This is a genomic window from Acidilobus sp. 7A, assembly GCF_003431325.1.
Taxonomy (GTDB): Archaea; Thermoproteota; Thermoprotei_A; order Sulfolobales; family Acidilobaceae; genus Acidilobus.
This window is the reverse complement of record NZ_CP010515.1, coordinates 1,042,174-1,059,935: the sequence shown is the minus strand read 5'-3', so window position 1 is coordinate 1,059,935 and position 17,762 is coordinate 1,042,174. Positions and strand designations below refer to the sequence as shown.

Sequence of the window (17,762 nt, the reverse complement as noted above, 5' to 3'; positions counted from 1 at the left end):
CATCACGCGAACCTGTCAAGGCCTACGCCCTCTTCCCTCCCTCCCTTTAGGGAGGCAGCCTCATCCTTCCTGCCGAAGAACTCAAGTATAGATGCCACGGTGGCCGGCCCAAGGCCCGGGACCCTGAGCAGCTGCTGGGGTGAGGCCGAGGCCAGCGACTCAAGCGTCTTGAAGCCGGCGCTGTAGAGCCTCCTTGCCCTGACCCTGCCTATGCCTGGTATCTCCACGAGCGGCAGCAGCTCCGGCCTGACGCCACTCTCTATGCGCCTCGCCAGCACCCTCAGCTGGCCACCAACGTCCTCGGGCAGCCCGGCCGCTGGGGCTATGTCGGCGAGGGAGTTCGCTATCCACTTGGCTGTGTCTATTACTGAGGCCACGTCGCCCGGGCCGACGTCATAGGTCTCGGCTATCTTGTCGTCGGAGATCTCCTCCACCCAGTCAAGCAGCGCCAGCGTTGTCTTCAGGGCCGCAACGCTGTCAGGGTCGTCCCAGTCAACGATGTCTATAATCATGGGCACGCGCTCTATGGCTATGTCCATTATCTTCTCTGCCTCGGAGCTCCTGAGGGGGAGCGGGTTCATGTCCGGCATTGATGATATTATGTAGAGGAGGGCCTCCGTGGTGAACTTGTTGCGGACCCTCTTAATGAGCTTGCGCAGCTTAGGCACGCTTGCCGGGTCCAGGTACGTCCTCGAGACGGCGTCGCCGAGCTCCGTGGCCCTTAGCTTCCCGTCAGCCTCGGTTACGAGTCCCCAGGCCACCAGGTCGTCGATTGACATCCTGAGCAGCTGCTGGAGCCTCTCCTCGCCCCTCTGAATGTAGTAGAGGGTCCTCCTGTGCAGCTCGAGCAGGGAGCTGAAGTCGTTAGCCACGCCTGACGCTATTGCCCCCAGGGCGGAGTGCCTGAGGCCGCGGACGCCGTAGAGCCTACTCTCAAGCCTCTCCGGCTTGGCCTTTATGTACTCCTCCATCAGTTCCTTCACGCTCCTGGGCCTCGACGCCACTATTATGGCCTCCCCGTAGGGGTCAAGGCCTGGCCTGCCCGCCCTGCCGGCGAACTGCTTGTACTCAAAGACCTTGATATCCCTTGGAACCCCCTGGGTCTCGTCGTACCTGTCGACCTCTGCTATAACAACCCTCCTGGCCGGCAGGTTGACGCCAGCTGCGAGGGTTGGTGTTGCAAATATAGCCGCCAGGGCCCCCTCCCTGAAGGCGTCCTCAATTATAGTCCTCTGCTCGTTTGAGAGCCCTGCGTGGTGGTAGGAGACGCCCAGGGAGATGAGCCCCGCCAGCTCCTCCCTCAGCAGCCTTGGTCCCTCGGTAGACATCATCTTAGCGGCGTACTCCCTTGCCTTTCTCTGGTCGAAGCTGAGGAGCCCCTTGGGCAGCTTTGAGGCCGCCTTGGCGAGCTGCATGGCCCTCCTCCTGGACTGAGCGAAGACCAGCGTCTGGCCTCCCTGCTTGCTCTCGTCAACTACTAGGTTTATGCTAGGGTTTACGCTGACCTCCTCCACCTTCCTCTTGCTTCCATCAGCGAAGTGTATCACGCCGTCCTTGTAGACCCCCTCGCTGAGGGGCACGGGCCTCCAGTCAGAGGCTACAAGCTTGGCGTTAAGCCACCTGGCAATCTCGTCAACGTTCGAGACGGTGGCGCTCAGGGCCACCACCTGGACGCCCTTTGACTTATACATGACCTTTGACAGCAGGGTCTCGATGACAGGCCCTCTCTTGTCATCATCAACGTAGTGTATCTCATCAACGACAAGGGCCCCTATCTCGCCTACGAGTGAGGGGCTGTTCCTGATAATCGAGTCAAGCTTCTCATAGGTGGTTATCACCACGTCGCTCCTCTTTATGACAGCCTCATCGTTTACGTTGAGGTCACCTATGCTTATCCCAACCCTCAGGCTGAGCTTTGGGAGGACCTCCCTGAACTGCCTGTACTTCTCCATGGCTATGCTCCTCAGGGGCGAGGTGTAGAACGCCTTGAGCCCCCTCATGGCTGCAGACGCGAGGGCAGTCATCGCTATGAATGTCTTGCCTGAAGCTGTCGGTGACGACACGAGGAGGCTCTGGCCCTCCTCAACGCCTGCCTCAACTGCAGCCTTCTGCGGAGGGTAGAGCTCCTTGAAGCCCAGCATCTGCATTAGCTTCTGCGCTACCTCTGACTTCAACTTCCCTCACGGCTAGACTTCTTTGAAGCAGTTCGACCTTATCTCCGCTATCTGGCCATTCCTGTTCATTGCCTTTATGGTCTCCTCGACCTTGTCGTTGGGCGCCTTGGCCTGGGCCGCCACCTCCTTAACTATGTCGTCAAGCTTAACGCAGGGCCTCCCGTCCTCCCTCAGCCTCTTTATGGTGTCCACTATGACGCTCATCAGCTTCCTAGTGTGGAAGCTCGCGCCCGTCGCTATCATTGAGTAGTCTATGACTCCTGACTCAACGTCAAAGCCCACGCTGCCCAGGAACGAGAGCATAAGCCTCACGGCCTCCTCGGCGTCCTCTGCCTCAACCCTGTCCTTAAGCGCCATCCTGGCATGGGCCTCCGAGAGCCTGACGAGGGCCTCGAGCTGCCTTGCGGTCACGGGCACGGGCACCTGGCCCTCGCCGCCGTACTTTGAGGCGGAGGACCTCATGGTGACGAAGAACGACTCTATTATTGACTTGGCCTCCTCGGTGAGCTTTGGCCTTGAGTACCTCTTGGCGTAGATTATGTACTTCTTCAGCAGCTGGGGGTCTATCTCGGGCACGTACTTTGCAAGGTCGCTGTGGACGTCAAGTATGTACCTCGCGAGCCTCTTGTCGTGCTCCATAGCTATGAGGTCCTTGACTACAAATATCAGGTCGAACCTGGAGAGCACGGTGGGCGGCAGGTTCACGTTGTCTATGAAGCTCCTCTGCGGGTCGTAGAGGCCGTACCTTGGGTTGCCCGCAGCGAGGACGCTGGCCCTCGCGTTCAGCCTCGCCACTATGCCAGCCTTTGATATGCTGACGGTCTGCTGCTCCATAGCCTCATGTATTGAGACCCTGTCCTCAGGCCTCATCTTGTCGAACTCGTCTATGATTGCAAGGCCGCCGTCAGCTAGCACGAGGGCCCCCGCCTCAAGGAAGTACTCGCTGGTCTTTGGGTCCTTCAGCACCGCGGCCGTCAGCCCTGCCGCCGTTGAGCCCTTGCCGCTAGTGTAAACTGACCTGGGGGCTATCCTGGAGGCCGACTGGAGCAGCTGGCTCTTGGCGACGCCAGGGTCGCCAACGAAGAGCACGTGTATGTCACCCCTTATCCTGGTGCCGTCTGGGGTTACCTTGGGTGTGCCGCCGAAGAGCTGAAGTGCTATGGCCTCCTTGAGGTCCCAGTGGCCGTATATCGTGGGGGCCACGCTGGCTATTACCTTCTCCCTTATCCACGGGTCCTTGGCCATCTCCCTGATCTTCTCCTCGTCCTCCCTTGTTATTGCCACCTCCTCGAGCGCCTTCTCGGACACAGCTATGCTGATGGCCTCGACCTTCAGCTCAAAGTACGGCACCTTGTCGTTCCCGGCTACCGGGCTGGGCTTTACAATGCCGACGACTGTAACCACGTCACCGGGCCTGGCTATGTCGACAAGGTCCTCTGTAAGCTCAACGGTTATGCTCCTCGGCATCTGGCCCCCTGGGACCTCCTCGGGCCTCTCCTGCAGGGTTATCTCCTGCCAGTCCACATAGATTGACTTGTCCCTCAGGAGCACGAACCTGCCGCCGGACTCGCCGCAGACCGGGCACTGGGTGGGCTTCTCTATCCTGTCCTCGAGGACCTCGTCCTCGTCATAGGGCCACTGGAACTCCGCGTTGCAGCCCTCCTTTTCATGCCTGTAGACGGCCTTTATCATTCTGCTCCTCACGGGCTTCATCCTAGTTATTATGCCGTCAACTTGGACCAGCTTGTTCATGTAGATAGTCTTTATGTCCCTTATCTTGGTCGTGTCAAAGAGGCCCTGCACCCTCACGTGGAACTTGCCCTTGCTCTTGGCGAACTCGGGGCTCTCGCTCTCGACCAGCTCAAGGAGGGCCTGGTCGAACTCCTTGAGCACCTTCTTGGGCTCATCAATGAGCATGTTGGCGAGCTCCGTGTTGTACCTGTACAGGTCCCTGAAGTCGACTATGAGGCTGGTCATGTCTAAATTTATCATCCTGTGGAGCCTGTCCACGTACTTCAGTCCTTCCTCTGCCGTCCTGAAGTTCTTCACGAAGTCCTTAAACCGCTCACCTATGCTTAGCTGTTCCTGCTCAGCAGCGCTCACCTGCCCCGCCTCTCTGCACCGTTACATTATGATTTATCATCCAGGCCTTAAGAGTAGGTTGGCTGCCCTAGCGCGCTGCCCTGTGAATAGTTTAATGCGACCGCCTGAGGACGGCACTTAACGTGCAAGGCCTTGTCATAGTTCTGGTGACGCAGCCGCTGAGCCTATGACAAAAGTGAGAGGCAAGCCTCGCCCCTGAAGGGGCGGGTAAGGCATAAAACATCTGAGCACTTAAAGTTGCGTGAACAAATAGTGTCCCCGCAAGGGGATGCCCCAACAGGGCCCCACATATCCCCGAGCCCCTGGGAGCGGGAGGGGAGGAGGCAACTCCCAGCGAGGGGTAGGGGTAAAGGGCCGAAGGCCCGGCCCGCGGCCTGCCGCTGGACGAGCGGAGCGGGGTGGGCGCATATGCGCCCGCCAGCCATGATGTGATGAAGGTGAGGGCGGTAAGCCGCGAACCTATGAGCCGCCCTAAGGGAGCCCTCGCCCTTCAGGGCGGGGAGGAGGTCAGATCAAGGGCAGGCCCCTTAGGTTTTAGGCACTTGGCGGACGCCTCAGGGGGGAGGGGCCTGCGATCCCATCAAGGACTCTATATACTTTTTCCATGCGCTCACAGTTGTCTTCAGCTGTGAGTATACAAGCGCCTCCTCGGGCGTCATCTTGGGCACCTCCTCGTCCCCCATGTCCGTCTGGGCCAGCCTTATTATCTTGGACAGCCTGGTCTCGGACAGCTCAATAACGTTCTTCTCGCTCATGTCCTTGTCGTTTATTAACATGTGGGAGGGCGACCTCTTTATCTCCTCCTCCAGGGACCTGATGAACTCCCCCACGGATACGTAGAAGTCAGGGGGAAGCTGGGCCAGCTGAGAGCCTGTGGTGGACCTCCTCTCCTTGTAGTGGTACATGTTGACGTAGTTCACGTTCACCTCCTCCTTGTACTTTGCGAGCCCCTGGCTTACTAGCACCTCGGCTATCCACCTCGGCACCTCGACCTCGTCCCCCTTCTTCGCCTGCAGGGGGCCCTCGGGCAGCGGCACTCTGCAGTCGCTGAGTATCATGACTTTAACGGGCCTAAGCAGGGCGTCAATGCCAAGGAGCTGCAGCCTCTCATCAAGCTTCACAGGGCGTCCCTAGGGCCTTTAGCAGGCCGTGGCCTTATTTAGTATCAACCCGACCCAGGGCTACACTATGATGTTTTAGGTCTATTGCATCTGAGCCCCCGTGCCCCTGTGGACCACAGTAGGTGCTAGTTTAGCTCTAGATCAGCGCTGAAAGCACACGTTTGCTAGAAGCCCTCTTAGCTAATGCCTATTTAAACCCCCACAAAACCATTAAAAACTCAGGTGGCTTAAGTGGGCTTAGCGCTTGACATAATTATAGCCTTTATAGTCCTTATCATAGCCATCATACTCCTCAGCGGCATAAAGGTCGTGAATGAGTGGGAGAGGCTGCCCGTCCTGGTGCTCGGCAGGTTCGCCGGGCTCAAGGGGCCGGGCATAATATACGTGCCCCCAATAATAGGGAAGGTGCCCATGAGGATATCAACGAGGCTGCAGGCCATATCATTCAGGACGGAGCAGAGCCTGACCAAGGACAACGTGCCGGTCATAGTTGACGCCGTTATGTACTACCAGCCCGTGGACCTGGAGAAGGTGGTCCTGAAGGTTGAGGACTACAACGTCGCCACGAGGCTCGCGGCTGAGACGACCCTGAGGGAGGTCATAGGCCAGACCATGCTTGATGAGCTCCTGGCCGAGAGGGACAAGGTGGCCGCACTCGCGAGGAACATAATTGACAGCAAGACCGAGACCTGGGGCGTCAAGGTGACCTCTGTCGAGATAAGGAACGTTGAGATACCGCCCGACCTGGTCCAGGCCATGTCAAGGCAGGCCCAGGCGGAGAGGGAGAGGAGGGCCAGGGTGACCCTCGCTCAGGCCGAGTACGAGGCGGCCCAGAAGATGGTGGAGGCTGCCAACCTCTACGTCAACAACGACAGGGCCTTCATGCTGAGGTGGATGAACATGATATACGAGCTTGGCATGGAGGGCAAGAACATGCTAGTCTTCATACCAGCCAACCTGCCAATCGCAGGGCCGCCTACCTCAGGGCCCATGTCGCCGGTAGGCCTCATGGGCGTCAAGGACCTGGTGGTCAGCGAGGAGAAGAAGCAGGAGGGACAGCAGGGGCAGGGTAAGTGAGTGCCCTCCTCGCCCTTATGTAGTAGCTGAAGGCGGCGACCCCTATGATGGTTGTAAGTATCAGGGCTACCGTGAGGGAGCCGTAGCACCTCTCGTCTATTATGCCCGCCTGGAGGGCTGTAAGCGCGACCGACAGCCCCACCTCGCCCCTCGACTCCATGCCAAGCGAGACCGCGGTGGCCTCGTCGTGCCTCCTAGTGAAGGCGTAGGAGAACGGGAAGACGCCTATGAACTTGCCGAGAAGCGCCAGTGCCGTGAGAGCCACCGCCGTCAGGAGCCCCAGGAGGCCAACAGCCGTTAGGTTAACCTCGGCCCCAACCACCACAAAGAATATGGAGCCAAAGACGAGCAGGAGGGACCTGGAGTACTCCTGCAGGGCTGAGGAGCCTGAGAACTCCGCTAAGGAGACGCCCGCTATGAAGGCGGCTATTATAGGGGAGAAGCCGAGGGCCTCCATGACTGCTATTATGCCGAAGAGCATTACGAGCGAGAACTCGAACAGGTACCTCCTGCTCACCCTTGACACTATGATAGGGACTAACTTAACCGAGAGGAAGAAGATTATGGCCCAGGACACGCTGTAGAAGACCACCACCCTGACCATGCCGAGGGCCCCCACGAACTTGGTCTGAGAGAGGCCAAGGGCCACGGAGAGCAGTATGAGGGACACTACGTCGTCCATTGCTGACGCCGAGATAAGCATGTCGGTCCACCTGCCGCCCCCGCCCTCCTCCATTATGAGGCCTGAGACGGCCGCGAGGCTCGTGGGTGCAACGGCCGTGCCCACGATAAGGGATGCGTTAAGGTCTAGACCCAGGAGCCCCCTGGCCCCGAGGGTTAAGAGGAAGGGCGCCAGGGCCCCCATGGTAGCCCCCATGACTCCCCAGGCCCCAGCCCTCCTAAGAGGGGCTACGCCATGTTCTAGCCCTGATGCGAAGACTAGGAATATCACGGAGAGCTCTGAGAGGAACATGATGTCGCTTCCTAGGTAGATCAGCTTGACCTTGAAGAGGTCGTTGATCAGGCCCCCGAGGGCGAAGGGCCCCATTATTAGGCCTCCAAGCATGACGCCGGTCAGCCTGCCGTACCCATGCCTCTCCGTGAGGTCCCCCAGCACCTCGCCTACCAGCAGCATCAGCGAGAGGCCTAGCAGCTCCAGCGCCAGCTCCTGCAAGTCGGTTCCAGGACGTCAGAGGCGCGCTATCTAAAAAGGAATTATTGTAACTTCTCAGCTTTTGCTCTGCCCACGCCGTTGTCCATGAGGCTGGAGATCACCTCGTCGAGCCTGTGGTAGAAGTAGCTCAGCCCGCTCACGTTCTGCCTCCCCGTCTGCAGCATCCTGAGCCTGAGGGCCAGGGCCATCTCGCTGAGGAGCCTCACCTCTGTGCTCACGCCCACGTAAGGCCTTCTCACAACCTGCTGGCCCCCCTCCTCCCTATCCCTTAGGGCCTCAGCGAGCTCCCTGAGGGCCTCCTCCATGGAGCCGTCAGCTATGCTCTCTGGAGCCCTGCCCTCGAGCTCCACAACCCTGGAGAGGAGCCTTAAGAGCGCGTCCTCCAAGGCTCCTCAGGCGTACTGATGTGCTCCAGGGCTTATAGGTGTATACCGTCATTTGGCCGGCAGCAGAGCCCAATCAAAGGGCATATGCGCCCCGTAAAGGTGTTAGCTTTAACTTCCCTGGCTCACTGCTGTGAGGGCCTCAGGCTGTGAGGACAAGAGGGTCTGCCGAGCAGTGATGTTAATCGGAACTGCCTAGCCTGAGGCCAACCGTGAGGCCCTAGGCTTGTTGTGCTAAGCCCACATGATGGGTGCAACTTTAAATATGCCGTAGTGACAGCCTCACCAGGTGCTAAGCCTTGGCAAAGGTCGCAGTGATAGGCGCTGGCGGAGTGGGCTCAGTGGCTGCAACTGTAATTAAGAACGAGGGACACGACGTCATACTAGTTGACAGGGCAAGGGAGCAGCTGGCGCGGACCTCGGAGAGGCTTAAGATACGCTACGCGACGGCGGACGCCACGTCGCCTGAGGACGTAAAGAAGGCCGTGGGGGACGTCGACCTCCTTGTGACGGCCCTGCCTGGGAGCATAGCGTATAAGGCGCTCCAGGGCCTCGTGGGCCTCGGCGTTAACATAGTTGACGTCTCCTTCTTCCCCGAGGACCCGGAGGAGCTCGGCAAGGCGGCCTCCAAGGCGGGTACCATGGTAGTCGTCGACGCGGGCGTAGCCCCCGGGCTCTCAAACATGCTTGTCGGCATAGCTGACAGGAAGCTGGGCGGCGTGAGTCAGGCGAGGATATACGTGGGAGGCATAAGTGAGAGGCCCGACCCGCCCCTTGGCCTCGTGCCGAGCTGGAGCATATCAGACTTAATAGATGAGTACAGGAGGCCCGCCAGGGCCGTAGTTGACGGCAAGCTGGTCTCCTTCGACCCGCTCTCAGGGCCCACCGGCACCATCTACGTCCCCGGCGTCGGCGAGCTCGAGTACTTCCCCACCGACGGCCTCAGGACCCTCCTAAGGAGCTACTCTGGCGCCTCCTTCCTGGCTGAGTACACCCTCAGGTGGCCAGGGCACGTGAACTTCGTCAGGGGCCTGAAGAAGCTGGGCCTTTTCGAGCACAGGCCCATTCACGTCGGCGAGTACGAGGTCATGGCTGACGAGGTCCTGGCCTCCCTTATATGGTCAATGAGGGTCAGCCTAAAGGACATAGTGGTGCTGGTCGTCGAGGTCCGCGGCAAGGCCGGCGAGGGCATTAGGTTCACGCAGGTCACGAGGGCGGAGGAGGGCGTGACAGCGATGTCAAAGGTAACCGGCAGCGTCCTGGGCTTCAGCGCCCTGGCGGTGCTGGAGGGCAAGGTTAAGGGCACGGGCGTCATATACCCTGAGGCCATAGGACAGATGGAGGAGGCCTCGGGCGACATAATGACGAGGCTGGCCGTCAACGGGATGCCGGTAGAGGAGGAGCCCATAGCTGGCGAGCTGGAGGTCCACTAAGGGCTCCTTAAAGGCCTGGGGTTAGATGTATCAGAGATGATGGTTGGTCGTGCAGGAGCGTTGCGGCTGGCCTACAGGAAGGGGCTGCTGCTGAGTGACGCCTATGCCCCCGGGCTGAGGTATGAGGAGAGGCTCAGGGCCTACGTTGGCCTCCCCTACAGGTACGCTGACGTGCTGGCCTACTTCAGGGAGTCGGGCATCAGCGTAGAGGACGAGGTCATCAGCCCCCTGCCGCTCCAGCTCGGCAGGGGCGAGGAGCTGAAGCTCAGGGACTACCAGAGGAGGGCGCTGGAGGCCTGGAGGAGGGCCGGTAGAAGGGGGGTCGTGGTGATTCCGACGGGGGCCGGCAAGACAATCATAGCCCTTGAGGCCATAAGGGAGGTCGCGGGGGCCACAATAGTCCTTGTGCCAACCATAGACCTCCTGTGGCAGTGGAGCAGGGCCATAGCAAAGCACCTTGGCGTCACCCCAGGCGTCCTGGGCGGCGGGGAGGACGAGGTCAGGGGCATAACCGTCTCAACCTACGACAGCGCCTACAGCAGGGCTGAGGAGCTTGGCAACAGGTTCGTCCTTGCCGTGTTTGACGAGGTTCACCACCTGCCCTCCCCGGGCTACATGGAGGTCGCACAGGTCCTTGCAGCGCCCTACAGGCTTGGCCTCACGGCGACCCCTGAGAGGGAGGACGGCAGACACTCCCTGCTCCCCGACCTCGTGGGGCCCATAGTCATAAGGGTGTCCCCGGCCGAGCTGAGGGGCAAGTACCTGGCGGACTACGACGTCAAGAGGGTCTACGTGAGCTTAACGGATGACGAGAGAGCAAGGTATGAGGAGCTGAGGCGGAGGCTCAGGGGAGACCTTGGGAGGCTCGGCCTGAGGCTGAGGTCACTTGACGACTTCCACAGGCTCCTCTCGCTCGCTGCCAGGGACCCGGTGGCTAAGGACGCCGTAGAGGCCTGGTACGAGTCCGTGAGGCTTGCGGTAAACTCAAGGGCCAAGCTTGAGGCCCTCAGGGAGCTGCTGAGGGAGTACTCTGACAGGAAGGTGCTAGTATTCACGAGGGACACGGAGATGGCGTATGCCATATCAAGGGAGTTCCTCGTGCCTGCCGTGACCTATAAGACGCCCAAGGAGGAGAGGGCCAAGGTGCTTGAGATGTTCAGGAGGGGCGACTACAGGGTGATAGTAGCCTCGAGCGTCTTCGACGAGGGCGTTGATGTGCCTGACGCTGGCGTCGCAGTAATAGTGGGCGGCTACGGCACGCCGAGGCAGTTCGTCCAGAGGCTAGGCAGGGTGCTGAGGCCCGCGGAGGGCAAGAGGGCCCTGCTCATAGAGCTCGTGACCAGGGGCACTGTGGACGGCAGGATAAGCAGGAGGAGAAGGGAGGGTGCTGAGGTCTGACCTTGTCAGGGTTGTAGTTAGGGGCAACAGGGGGAGGCTGATATTTGCAAGGGACGAGGACCTGCCCGTGTTCTCAGAGGTGATAAAGAGGCTCAGGCCAGGCCTGAGGCTCGGCGAGGTCCTGGAGGAGCTGAAGCCCCTGAGGAAAATCTACGATCACAAGCTCGTGGACGGCGCCCTTGAGGTGGCGCTGAGGCACGTGGAGCTCGAGGAGGCCTCCCCGGTCAGCCCTGGGCTCATAAGGCAGAGGCTCTTCGCCGGCGGCCCAGCCCTTAACGACGAGGAGAGGAGGGCGAGGCTTAAGACCGTCTCGGCAGAGCTCGGGGTCGACGCCGAGAGGTTCATGTACTCAGACCTTGACATAGAGAGGGTTATAGTTAAGGCCCCTGGCGTGGACCCTAGGTCGCTGCTGGCGGAGTACAACAGGGAGGAGCTTGAGGGCCTCCTGCTCAGGTCCTACAGCGTCACACTTGAGGTCAGCGACAACTGGAAGGAGCTGCTTAGGTCCGTCAAGTCGCTCGGCCTCATGTACTTAGCCAGGTCCAGGCCCCTTCAGGTTGACGTCTACGGCCCAGTGTCGCTGGTCAAGATGACAGAGAGGTACGGAAGGCTGGTCGCGAGGCTCGTGCCGGTGCTGCTCAGGAGCAGCGCCTGGGCCCTGAGGGCGCAGGTGGCCGTCGGCAGGGGCAGGAGGCTCATCGTGGTTGAGGTGAGGGACGGCGACGCTGAGATGCCCAGGGAGCAGCGCAGGGAGGCCCAGGCCTTTGACAGCTCCGTAGAGGAGGACCTCTACAGGAAGCTGGCGCTGCTGGCCAAGGACAACGGCTGGGAGGTGCTGAGGGAGCCGGAGCCCCTGGTCACGGCGGACGGGGAGATCATGATACCTGACTTCGGGGTCAGAGTCGGAGGTTCGAGGGCCTACATAGAGGTCGTGGGCTTCTGGACGAGGGAGTACGTGAACAACAAGCTTAGGAAGCTCTCAGGCCTTAAGGAGCGCGTCCTCCTGGTCGTTAACGAGACGCTGGGCGTCGACGCCTTCAGGCTGACAGGCCATGACGTGGTCACCTACAGGGAGAGGGTCAACGTGGCGCCCATCTATGAGTGGCTTAAGAGGACCCTTGGGAGGCCTTCAGCTGGCCTCCCGGGGGAGCTGAGGCTCAGCGGCGACTACGTGAGCTTCGAGGACGTTGCCAAGGCCTACGGCGTCAGCGCGGACGACGTGAGAGGCTTCAGCGGTGCAGCCCCCGGCTACGTTAAGCTAAGGAGCTACTTCGTCAGGGAGGGCCTGCTCAGGGCGCTCTCATCAGAGAGGCTTGAGGGGGCCAGGCTGTCCCAGCTGGCCTCAAAGTACGGCCCGTGGGTCCAGGAGGCCCTTCAGGCCATGGGCTACTCGCTCAGGTGGGTTGGGCTTAGTGACGCAGTTGTCAGGAAGCCCTAGGGCACCACAAGCGTCCCCACGTCGGCCCCGCTGAGGGCGTCGAGGAGCCTGTCCCACCTCACTACCCTCGTGTTAGGCACCCCGGCTGAGGCCGCCTCTGCTATCTTCCTCCTCATGCCGCCCGTCACGTCGACCCCGCCTCCCTCCAGGCTCGCTATGAGGTCCCTGGGGCTAACCCTCCTCATAGTCTTCCCGTCAACGCCTATGACGCCCTCGACGTCGGAGACGTATATCAGGCAGTCCGCCTTAACCTTGGAAGCCATGAGGGCCGCTATAGTGTCGCCGCTCACGACCACGCCTCCCCTGCCAGTGAGCACGGCGTCGCCGTAGGTGAGGGGCACGAGGCCCCCCTCCAGGTCCCTTACCATGGGTGTCAGGTCGCAGACCCTCTCGTCAGTGCACATGCTGTGGGCGGCGTGAAGGCTGGCCGGGACCCCCTTCGACGTCAGGCCGTCAAGGACCGCCATGGCGAGGAGCAACATCTCCCTCTGCACGGCCGAGACCTCGGCGGGGCCGAGCCTACCGCGCCTTGACAGCAGGTCGCTCACTATGTAGTGGCCGAAGCTGCCGCCTCCATGGACCACGGCCAGCCTCCCGCCGCCTGATGCGAAGCGGGCCAGCTGCGAGGAGGCGCTCTCAAGGACGTCCCACCTAACGGTCTCAGGCGTCGACTTGTCCGTTATGGCCGAGCCTCCCAGCTTGACGACGGCAACCCTGCAGGCCATACTCGCCCTCGGCTCAGCGGGGGCCCTGAAAATAAGTGCCTAGCCGGTTATGCAGACCAGCTGAAGCTGCCCTGGGAGCCCCGGGGACCAGACGCAGCTGCCCTCCTGGGGAGGCGCCACTCCGTAAACCAGGTAGGCGGTCGCGTTCTGCACCCTGGCCCTCCTGAGCGCCTCAGGCCTGACGTGGGAGCCCGACCTTATGGCGTCTGAGGCGTCTAGGACCGCCTGGCCCACCATGTGAACCACGGCGTCGAAGAGGCTCTCGCCCAGCTCCTGCCTGCCGGCCCCTCCTCCAACAGCTGACACAGACATCAGCTCAGCCCTAACGCCCTCGTCGGAGAGCTCGACGCTCTCCTCGTCGTTCCTGTAGGCGACCGCCTTCCCTGTGGCGGCGGAGTACCTCATGGCGTCCAGCGCCCCCTGCCACCACAGGGAGCCCTCGCCCCACGGGTCTGACATCCTGCCCATCTCAACTATCTCAAGCTCGTCAAGCGTGTCCGCGTGGGACCTGGCCGTGAGGTAGAGCAGGGCTGAGCTCATGGCAGCGTACACGCCTGAGGCGGGCCACCTGGGCGGCATGCCATCGACCCTGAGGTTAGCGCAGCCCCCCATGCCCAGGCCATCCATGAGCTTCCTCCAGAACTCGCCCAGCCTCTCAGCGACGTCCTGCTGCAGCCCCTCGGCCCTGAGCCCCCGGGAGTCGCACTCGCTGTACTCCGCCTCAACCCTGACCTTGTCGCCAGGCGCCACAAGGTAGGGGTTCTCAACGCCCTCCATGGGCAGGCCAATTAATATGACTGGCAGCCTGAGGGAGAGCCTCAAGGCGCGCACCCTAGGGCAGGGGGACCCTTGCCGACGCGTAACCCACGACCCAGTCCTTCTCCCCTGTGACGTCGCCCGACGTGGCGTGCTTCAGTATCACTGCCCTCTGGGCGCCCATGGCTTTGCCCATGTAGAGGAGCGTCATGGCTGGCCCGGGCCCGCACATGGTTATGTTATCAGTCTCAAGTACCCTGAAGAGGCCCTCCGGGTCGAGGGACTCAACGTACCTGAGGGCCTCGTTGTCCTTTGCTATGGTAATGTCGTGGGGCTCATAGTGGTTCATGTCACTGCTGGCTATGAACACCAGGTCCACCCCGTTCTCCCTGACTATCTTGACCAGGGCGTCAGCGAGGTCCTTCGAGACCTCCGGGTTCTGGAGCTTTATAACTATGGGCACCAGCTTAAAGTTTGACCCGAAGATGTACTGCAGGAACGGCACCTGGACCTCAACGGAGTGCTCGTAGGCGTGGGCCTCATTGTCGAAGGTGAAGTACCTGGTGTTAGATATTATCAGCTTCTCGACCTCGCTGTCAACCTCAACAGTGCCGAGGGGCGTCTCCCAGGCGTCGCCCCGCCAGAGGGAGGCGGCCTCGCCGAGGCCCGTGTGGTTGGGGCCTGCCACCACGATAACCTTTGGGGCCCCCTCGCCTGCGAGCGAGTAGTAGCTGTGGGCAGCCACAGGGCCGCTGTACATGTAGCCAGCGTGGGGCACTAGGTAGCCGACGCTCGCCCTGCTCCTCGACTGCGGGGCGCTTGGCAGACTCCCAGGGCCAATGCTGTGGAGGAAGCTGGACTCTATAGACTTGACAAGCTCGTCCCTTTCAGCCGGGTAAAAGCTGCCGGCGTGGGCTGGCCTTCTTACCTGCAACCGGGGCACCGGACTTTGAGGGCCCCCAAGAGTTAAAACTACTTATTACTTGTATTTCGCCTGGCTCAGCTGCCCTCGTCGTTAGCCCTAGCTATGCGCGGCGTCGCTATTTGAGGCCCCGTGTGTTTAGACAGTGCGCCTGAGGGCCTCAGGGCCGATAGCACGGTTGCGACGGCCAGCAGGCCGAGCGAGACGTGGTAGGCGAATGCCTGGGCGCCGAGGTAGCTGACCATCAGGTGGGGCGGCAGGTTTCCGCTCATAGTGCCGACAAACAGCCTATAGACGTAGTAGGCCGGCAGGGCGGCCGCGACTGACGTCAGTGAGACGGCGAAGCTGAGGATCATGCCCGTGTTCCTGAAGGTCGTCAGCGTGCCTGAGGCCACGCCGTACCTCTCCCTGGGCGCTGACGATATCACTGCTGTTGTGTTTGAGGGCCAGAAGAGGCCCCCTCCAAGGCCATATATGCCCTCAACGGCCGCGACCCACCACAGCGGGGTCTTGGTCGTCATAGACGCTAAGAGGTAGAGGGCGACGCCCTGTATTATGAGGCCGGCCGTGGCCACGGGCCTCGGGCCGTACCTGTCGGTGAGCCTGCCCCCTATGGGGCCTGAGATCATGTTGACCGTGGCCATAGGTATTATAAGGTATGACGCCGTGAGCACCGGGAGGCCGAATATGCCCTCAAGGTAGAACAGCAGCAGGAAGTTCACAGAGAACATGGCAAGGCTCTGCACTGTGGCTGTGAATATTGACGCCGAGAACATCCTGTTGGTAGTGAACATCCTGAGGTCAACTATTGGGTTGTCTGCCCTGTAGAGCTCCCAGAGCGCGAAGGCCGCGAGCAGTGGAGGCGTCGCTATGAAGGAGGCCAGCGTGTACGGGTCGGCCCAGCCCCTGAGGAGGCCGAAGGTCACGCCGAGCTGGAGGGCCAGTACGCCAGTCGTGAAGAGCACCGCCGCCGGCACGTCAAAGCTCTCCCCCGCCCTCCTGAACTTGGACTCCCTGAGGGTCACGTAGGCCCACAGCGTGCCGAAGGCTCCTATGGGCACGTTTATCAGGAATATCCACCTCCACGATGTGAACGTTATTATGAGGCCGCCAAGTATTATGCCCAGTATGTTCCCCGTGGCCCAAACTATGGAGTTTATGCCCAGCGCCCTGCCCCTCTCGTTGACCGGGAACGCCTCCGATATTATTGCGAGTGAGTTCGAGACCATCATCGCGGAGCCTACGCCCTGTATGGCCCTGAACATGACCAGCTCTAGGCCGCTCTGCGACAGGGCTGAGAGGAGGGAGCCTACGCTGAAGACGACGAACCCGAGGTTGTAGACCCTCTTCCTGCCGTAGGTGTCCCCTATCCTGCCGAACGTCAGCACCAGGGACGTGTTGGCGAGCAGGTATGCGATGACCATCCAGACTATGGTGACGTAGTCGGCGTGCAGGTCCTCGGCTATGGGCACGAGGGCCAGGAGCACCACAGTGCTGTCTATGGCTGACATCAGGGAGCCGACGCTGGTCACCGAGAGAGCCTTCCACTTGTACTCCAACGGCAGCCGCCAGAGACCTTAAGATAACCGAAATATCTTATATCTTACTATTGACGGCTGCTCAGGCAGAGAGCTTAAAAATCTAGGCGAAAGAGCTCTGCTTGGCGGGCCCGTAGTCTAGATTGGTTAGGACGCCGCCCTGACACGGCGGAGGTCGCCGGTTCAAGTCCGGCCGGGCCCACCAGCTCGATCTCACTCCTCCCTCTTCAGGACCCTCTTAGAGTAACCTATACCAGTCCTCCACCCTATCCTGACCTCGCCCACCACGTCCCTGAAGGCAAGGAGCCTGTCAAGGTACCTCCTCATGTCCTCAACCATTGAGGGGAGCAGCTGCCTGAAGGTGTGCTTGGGCCTGAAGCCGAGGGACGGGAGCACCTTTATCTCAGGGTTGTAGTAGTGCTCCTCCTTCTCAACCCTGGGGTCCTCTATCCACTCTATGGGTATCTCATAGTTGTAGGCGCTCTGGATGTAGTCCCTGATGGCAAATATTATCTCGCCCGTGGTGAGGAGCTCGCGGAACTGGTTTACGGCCCTGAACTCGCCCTCCCTGGGCGGGTTGTTGATGAGTATCTCAAGGGCTTCAACGCTGTCCTCAAGGCTTATGAAGCCCCTCACCTGCCTGGCCTTGCCGTACTGGTAGAGCGGCAGCTTCCTGCCCTCCTTCCTGTAGAGGGCCATGCTCACCAGGGCCCTGGCTATGTTCTTGTTGATGACGGTCCCGAAGGCGTCACCTATGTCAATCCTTGTCCTCAGCCTCTCGTCGACCTGGGCCTCGGGGTCCTCAACGCTGCCACCCATCAGCATGTCTGAGGTCCTGGTGCCGTAGACGGGCCCCTGGTTCACGTCTGTCACCGTGAGGCCCCAGACCCTGTTGGCGAACAGCAGGTTGTGCGTGTCATGGACCTTCGTCCAGTGGTACCAGGAGCCTGCGAACTTGGGCACAGGCATAAGGTCGCTCTTGCCCTTGTACGTGAACTCCACGTAGGCCGCCTCGGGTATGTCGTAGTTTGGGGTGCCGAACTCGCCCATGGTGCCCATCTTAAGTACGTGGACCTCGGGCCTGTCCCTCAGGGCGTAGATAAGCCTGATGGTCCCTATGATGTTGTTGTACATCGTGTAGACAGCCCTCTCCTCGTCCATCATTGAGAAGGGGGCCGCCCTCTGCTCGGCGAAGTGAACTACAGCGTCGGGCCTGAACCTCTCCACGGCCTCCCTGAGGACGCCTGGCTGCGTTATGTCAGCGACCTGGAAGGCCTGCAGGTCGCCCAGCTCCCTCAGGTACGCCTCCCTCTCCTTGGGCTCAGGCAGGGGGAACGCTGACCCCTCGCCGGCCAGGGCGGCGTTGTAGCGGGTGCTCAGGTCGTCTATGCCGTAGACTATATGGCCCTTCCTCAGCATCCTCAGCGCCAGGGGCCAGCCTAGGTAGCCATCTATGCCCAGTATCATTACTCTCTTCGTCTCCATGTCCTTTGGCCACGTCTTGAAAGCCCTGGAGGTAA

General features: G+C 60.8%; 14 protein-coding genes and 1 tRNA gene. 5 read left to right on the top strand and 10 right to left on the bottom strand.

The features are described from left to right. Positions 1-2: 2 nt before the first annotated feature. The 3 genes from SE86_RS05315 to SE86_RS05305 form a co-directional block, all read right to left on the bottom strand. The gene (locus tag SE86_RS05315; RefSeq protein ID WP_117354590.1) at positions 3-2,174 is read right to left on the bottom strand and encodes a DEAD/DEAH box helicase; all 2,172 of its coding nucleotides are present in this window, start codon (positions 2,172-2,174) and stop codon (positions 3-5) included. 12 nt (positions 2,175-2,186) lie between these two features. After that, positions 2,187-4,277 carry a minichromosome maintenance protein MCM gene (locus tag SE86_RS05310; protein ID WP_117354589.1) on the bottom strand — a complete coding sequence of 697 codons (2,091 nt, stop codon included), beginning with the start codon at positions 4,275-4,277 and terminating at the stop codon, positions 2,187-2,189. Positions 4,278-4,831: 554 nt separating this feature from the next. Beyond that, a complete protein-coding gene (locus SE86_RS05305) occupies positions 4,832-5,398 on the bottom strand; it encodes a DNA replication complex GINS family protein (protein ID WP_117354588.1) in 567 nt (188 codons plus the stop codon). Between the two features lie 231 nt (positions 5,399-5,629). Between SE86_RS05305 and SE86_RS05300 the strand changes: the two genes are divergently transcribed. Next, entirely contained in the window at positions 5,630-6,475 is an 846-nt protein-coding gene (locus SE86_RS05300; protein WP_117354587.1) for an SPFH domain-containing protein, read from the top strand. On the opposite strand, the gene SE86_RS05295 is transcribed toward SE86_RS05300, so the two are convergent. Continuing rightward, entirely contained in the window at positions 6,429-7,649 is a 1,221-nt protein-coding gene (locus SE86_RS05295) for a cation:proton antiporter (protein ID WP_117354586.1), read from the bottom strand. The two genes, SE86_RS05300 and SE86_RS05295, sit on opposite strands and share 47 nt — an antisense overlap. Positions 7,650-7,690: 41 nt before the next feature. Continuing rightward, complete coding sequence (locus SE86_RS05290; RefSeq protein WP_117354585.1) at positions 7,691-8,035, bottom strand: hypothetical protein; 345 nt, start codon at positions 8,033-8,035, stop codon at positions 7,691-7,693. A 296-nt stretch (positions 8,036-8,331) separates the two neighbouring features. On the opposite strand from SE86_RS05290, the gene SE86_RS05285 reads away from it, so the two are divergent. The 3 genes from SE86_RS05285 to SE86_RS05275 are packed head-to-tail and all read left to right on the top strand — an operon-like array spanning position 8,332 to position 12,301. Then, the gene (locus SE86_RS05285) at positions 8,332-9,465 is read left to right on the top strand and encodes a saccharopine dehydrogenase C-terminal domain-containing protein (protein ID WP_211096509.1); all 1,134 of its coding nucleotides are present in this window, start codon (positions 8,332-8,334) and stop codon (positions 9,463-9,465) included. A 39-nt stretch (positions 9,466-9,504) separates the two neighbouring features. After that, a complete protein-coding gene (locus SE86_RS05280; RefSeq protein WP_117355143.1) occupies positions 9,505-10,863 on the top strand; it encodes a DEAD/DEAH box helicase family protein in 1,359 nt (452 codons plus the stop codon). Beyond that, complete coding sequence (locus SE86_RS05275) at positions 10,850-12,301, top strand: DUF790 family protein (protein ID WP_117354584.1); 1,452 nt, start codon at positions 10,850-10,852, stop codon at positions 12,299-12,301. The genes SE86_RS05280 and SE86_RS05275 overlap by 14 nt, the downstream gene beginning before the upstream one ends. On the opposite strand, the gene SE86_RS05270 is transcribed toward SE86_RS05275, so the two are convergent. From SE86_RS05270 to SE86_RS05255, 4 genes are all read right to left on the bottom strand, one after another. After that, positions 12,298-13,026 (bottom strand): isopentenyl phosphate kinase, encoded by a 729-nt coding sequence (locus SE86_RS05270; protein WP_117354583.1) that lies wholly within the window; start codon positions 13,024-13,026, stop codon positions 12,298-12,300. The genes SE86_RS05275 and SE86_RS05270 overlap by 4 nt on opposite strands. A 39-nt stretch (positions 13,027-13,065) precedes the next feature. Beyond that, the gene (locus SE86_RS05265) at positions 13,066-13,848 is read right to left on the bottom strand and encodes a hypothetical protein (RefSeq protein WP_117354582.1); all 783 of its coding nucleotides are present in this window, start codon (positions 13,846-13,848) and stop codon (positions 13,066-13,068) included. Between the two features lie 10 nt (positions 13,849-13,858). Further along, positions 13,859-14,716: an AmmeMemoRadiSam system protein B gene (amrB, locus tag SE86_RS05260; RefSeq protein ID WP_117354581.1), complete on the bottom strand. Its 858-nt coding sequence runs from the start codon at positions 14,714-14,716 to the stop codon at positions 13,859-13,861. Between the two features lie 65 nt (positions 14,717-14,781). Beyond that, positions 14,782-16,263 carry an MFS transporter gene (locus SE86_RS05255; protein WP_211096507.1) on the bottom strand — a complete coding sequence of 494 codons (1,482 nt, stop codon included), beginning with the start codon at positions 16,261-16,263 and terminating at the stop codon, positions 14,782-14,784. A 106-nt stretch (positions 16,264-16,369) separates the two neighbouring features. On the opposite strand from SE86_RS05255, the gene SE86_RS05250 reads away from it, so the two are divergent. Continuing rightward, a tRNA-Val gene (locus SE86_RS05250) sits at positions 16,370-16,447 on the top strand. Positions 16,448-16,455: 8 nt separating this feature from the next. On the opposite strand, the gene SE86_RS05245 is transcribed toward SE86_RS05250, so the two are convergent. Continuing rightward, complete coding sequence (locus tag SE86_RS05245) at positions 16,456-17,727, bottom strand: NAD-dependent epimerase/dehydratase family protein (protein WP_117355141.1); 1,272 nt, start codon at positions 17,725-17,727, stop codon at positions 16,456-16,458. Between the last annotated feature and the right edge of the window lie 35 nt (positions 17,728-17,762).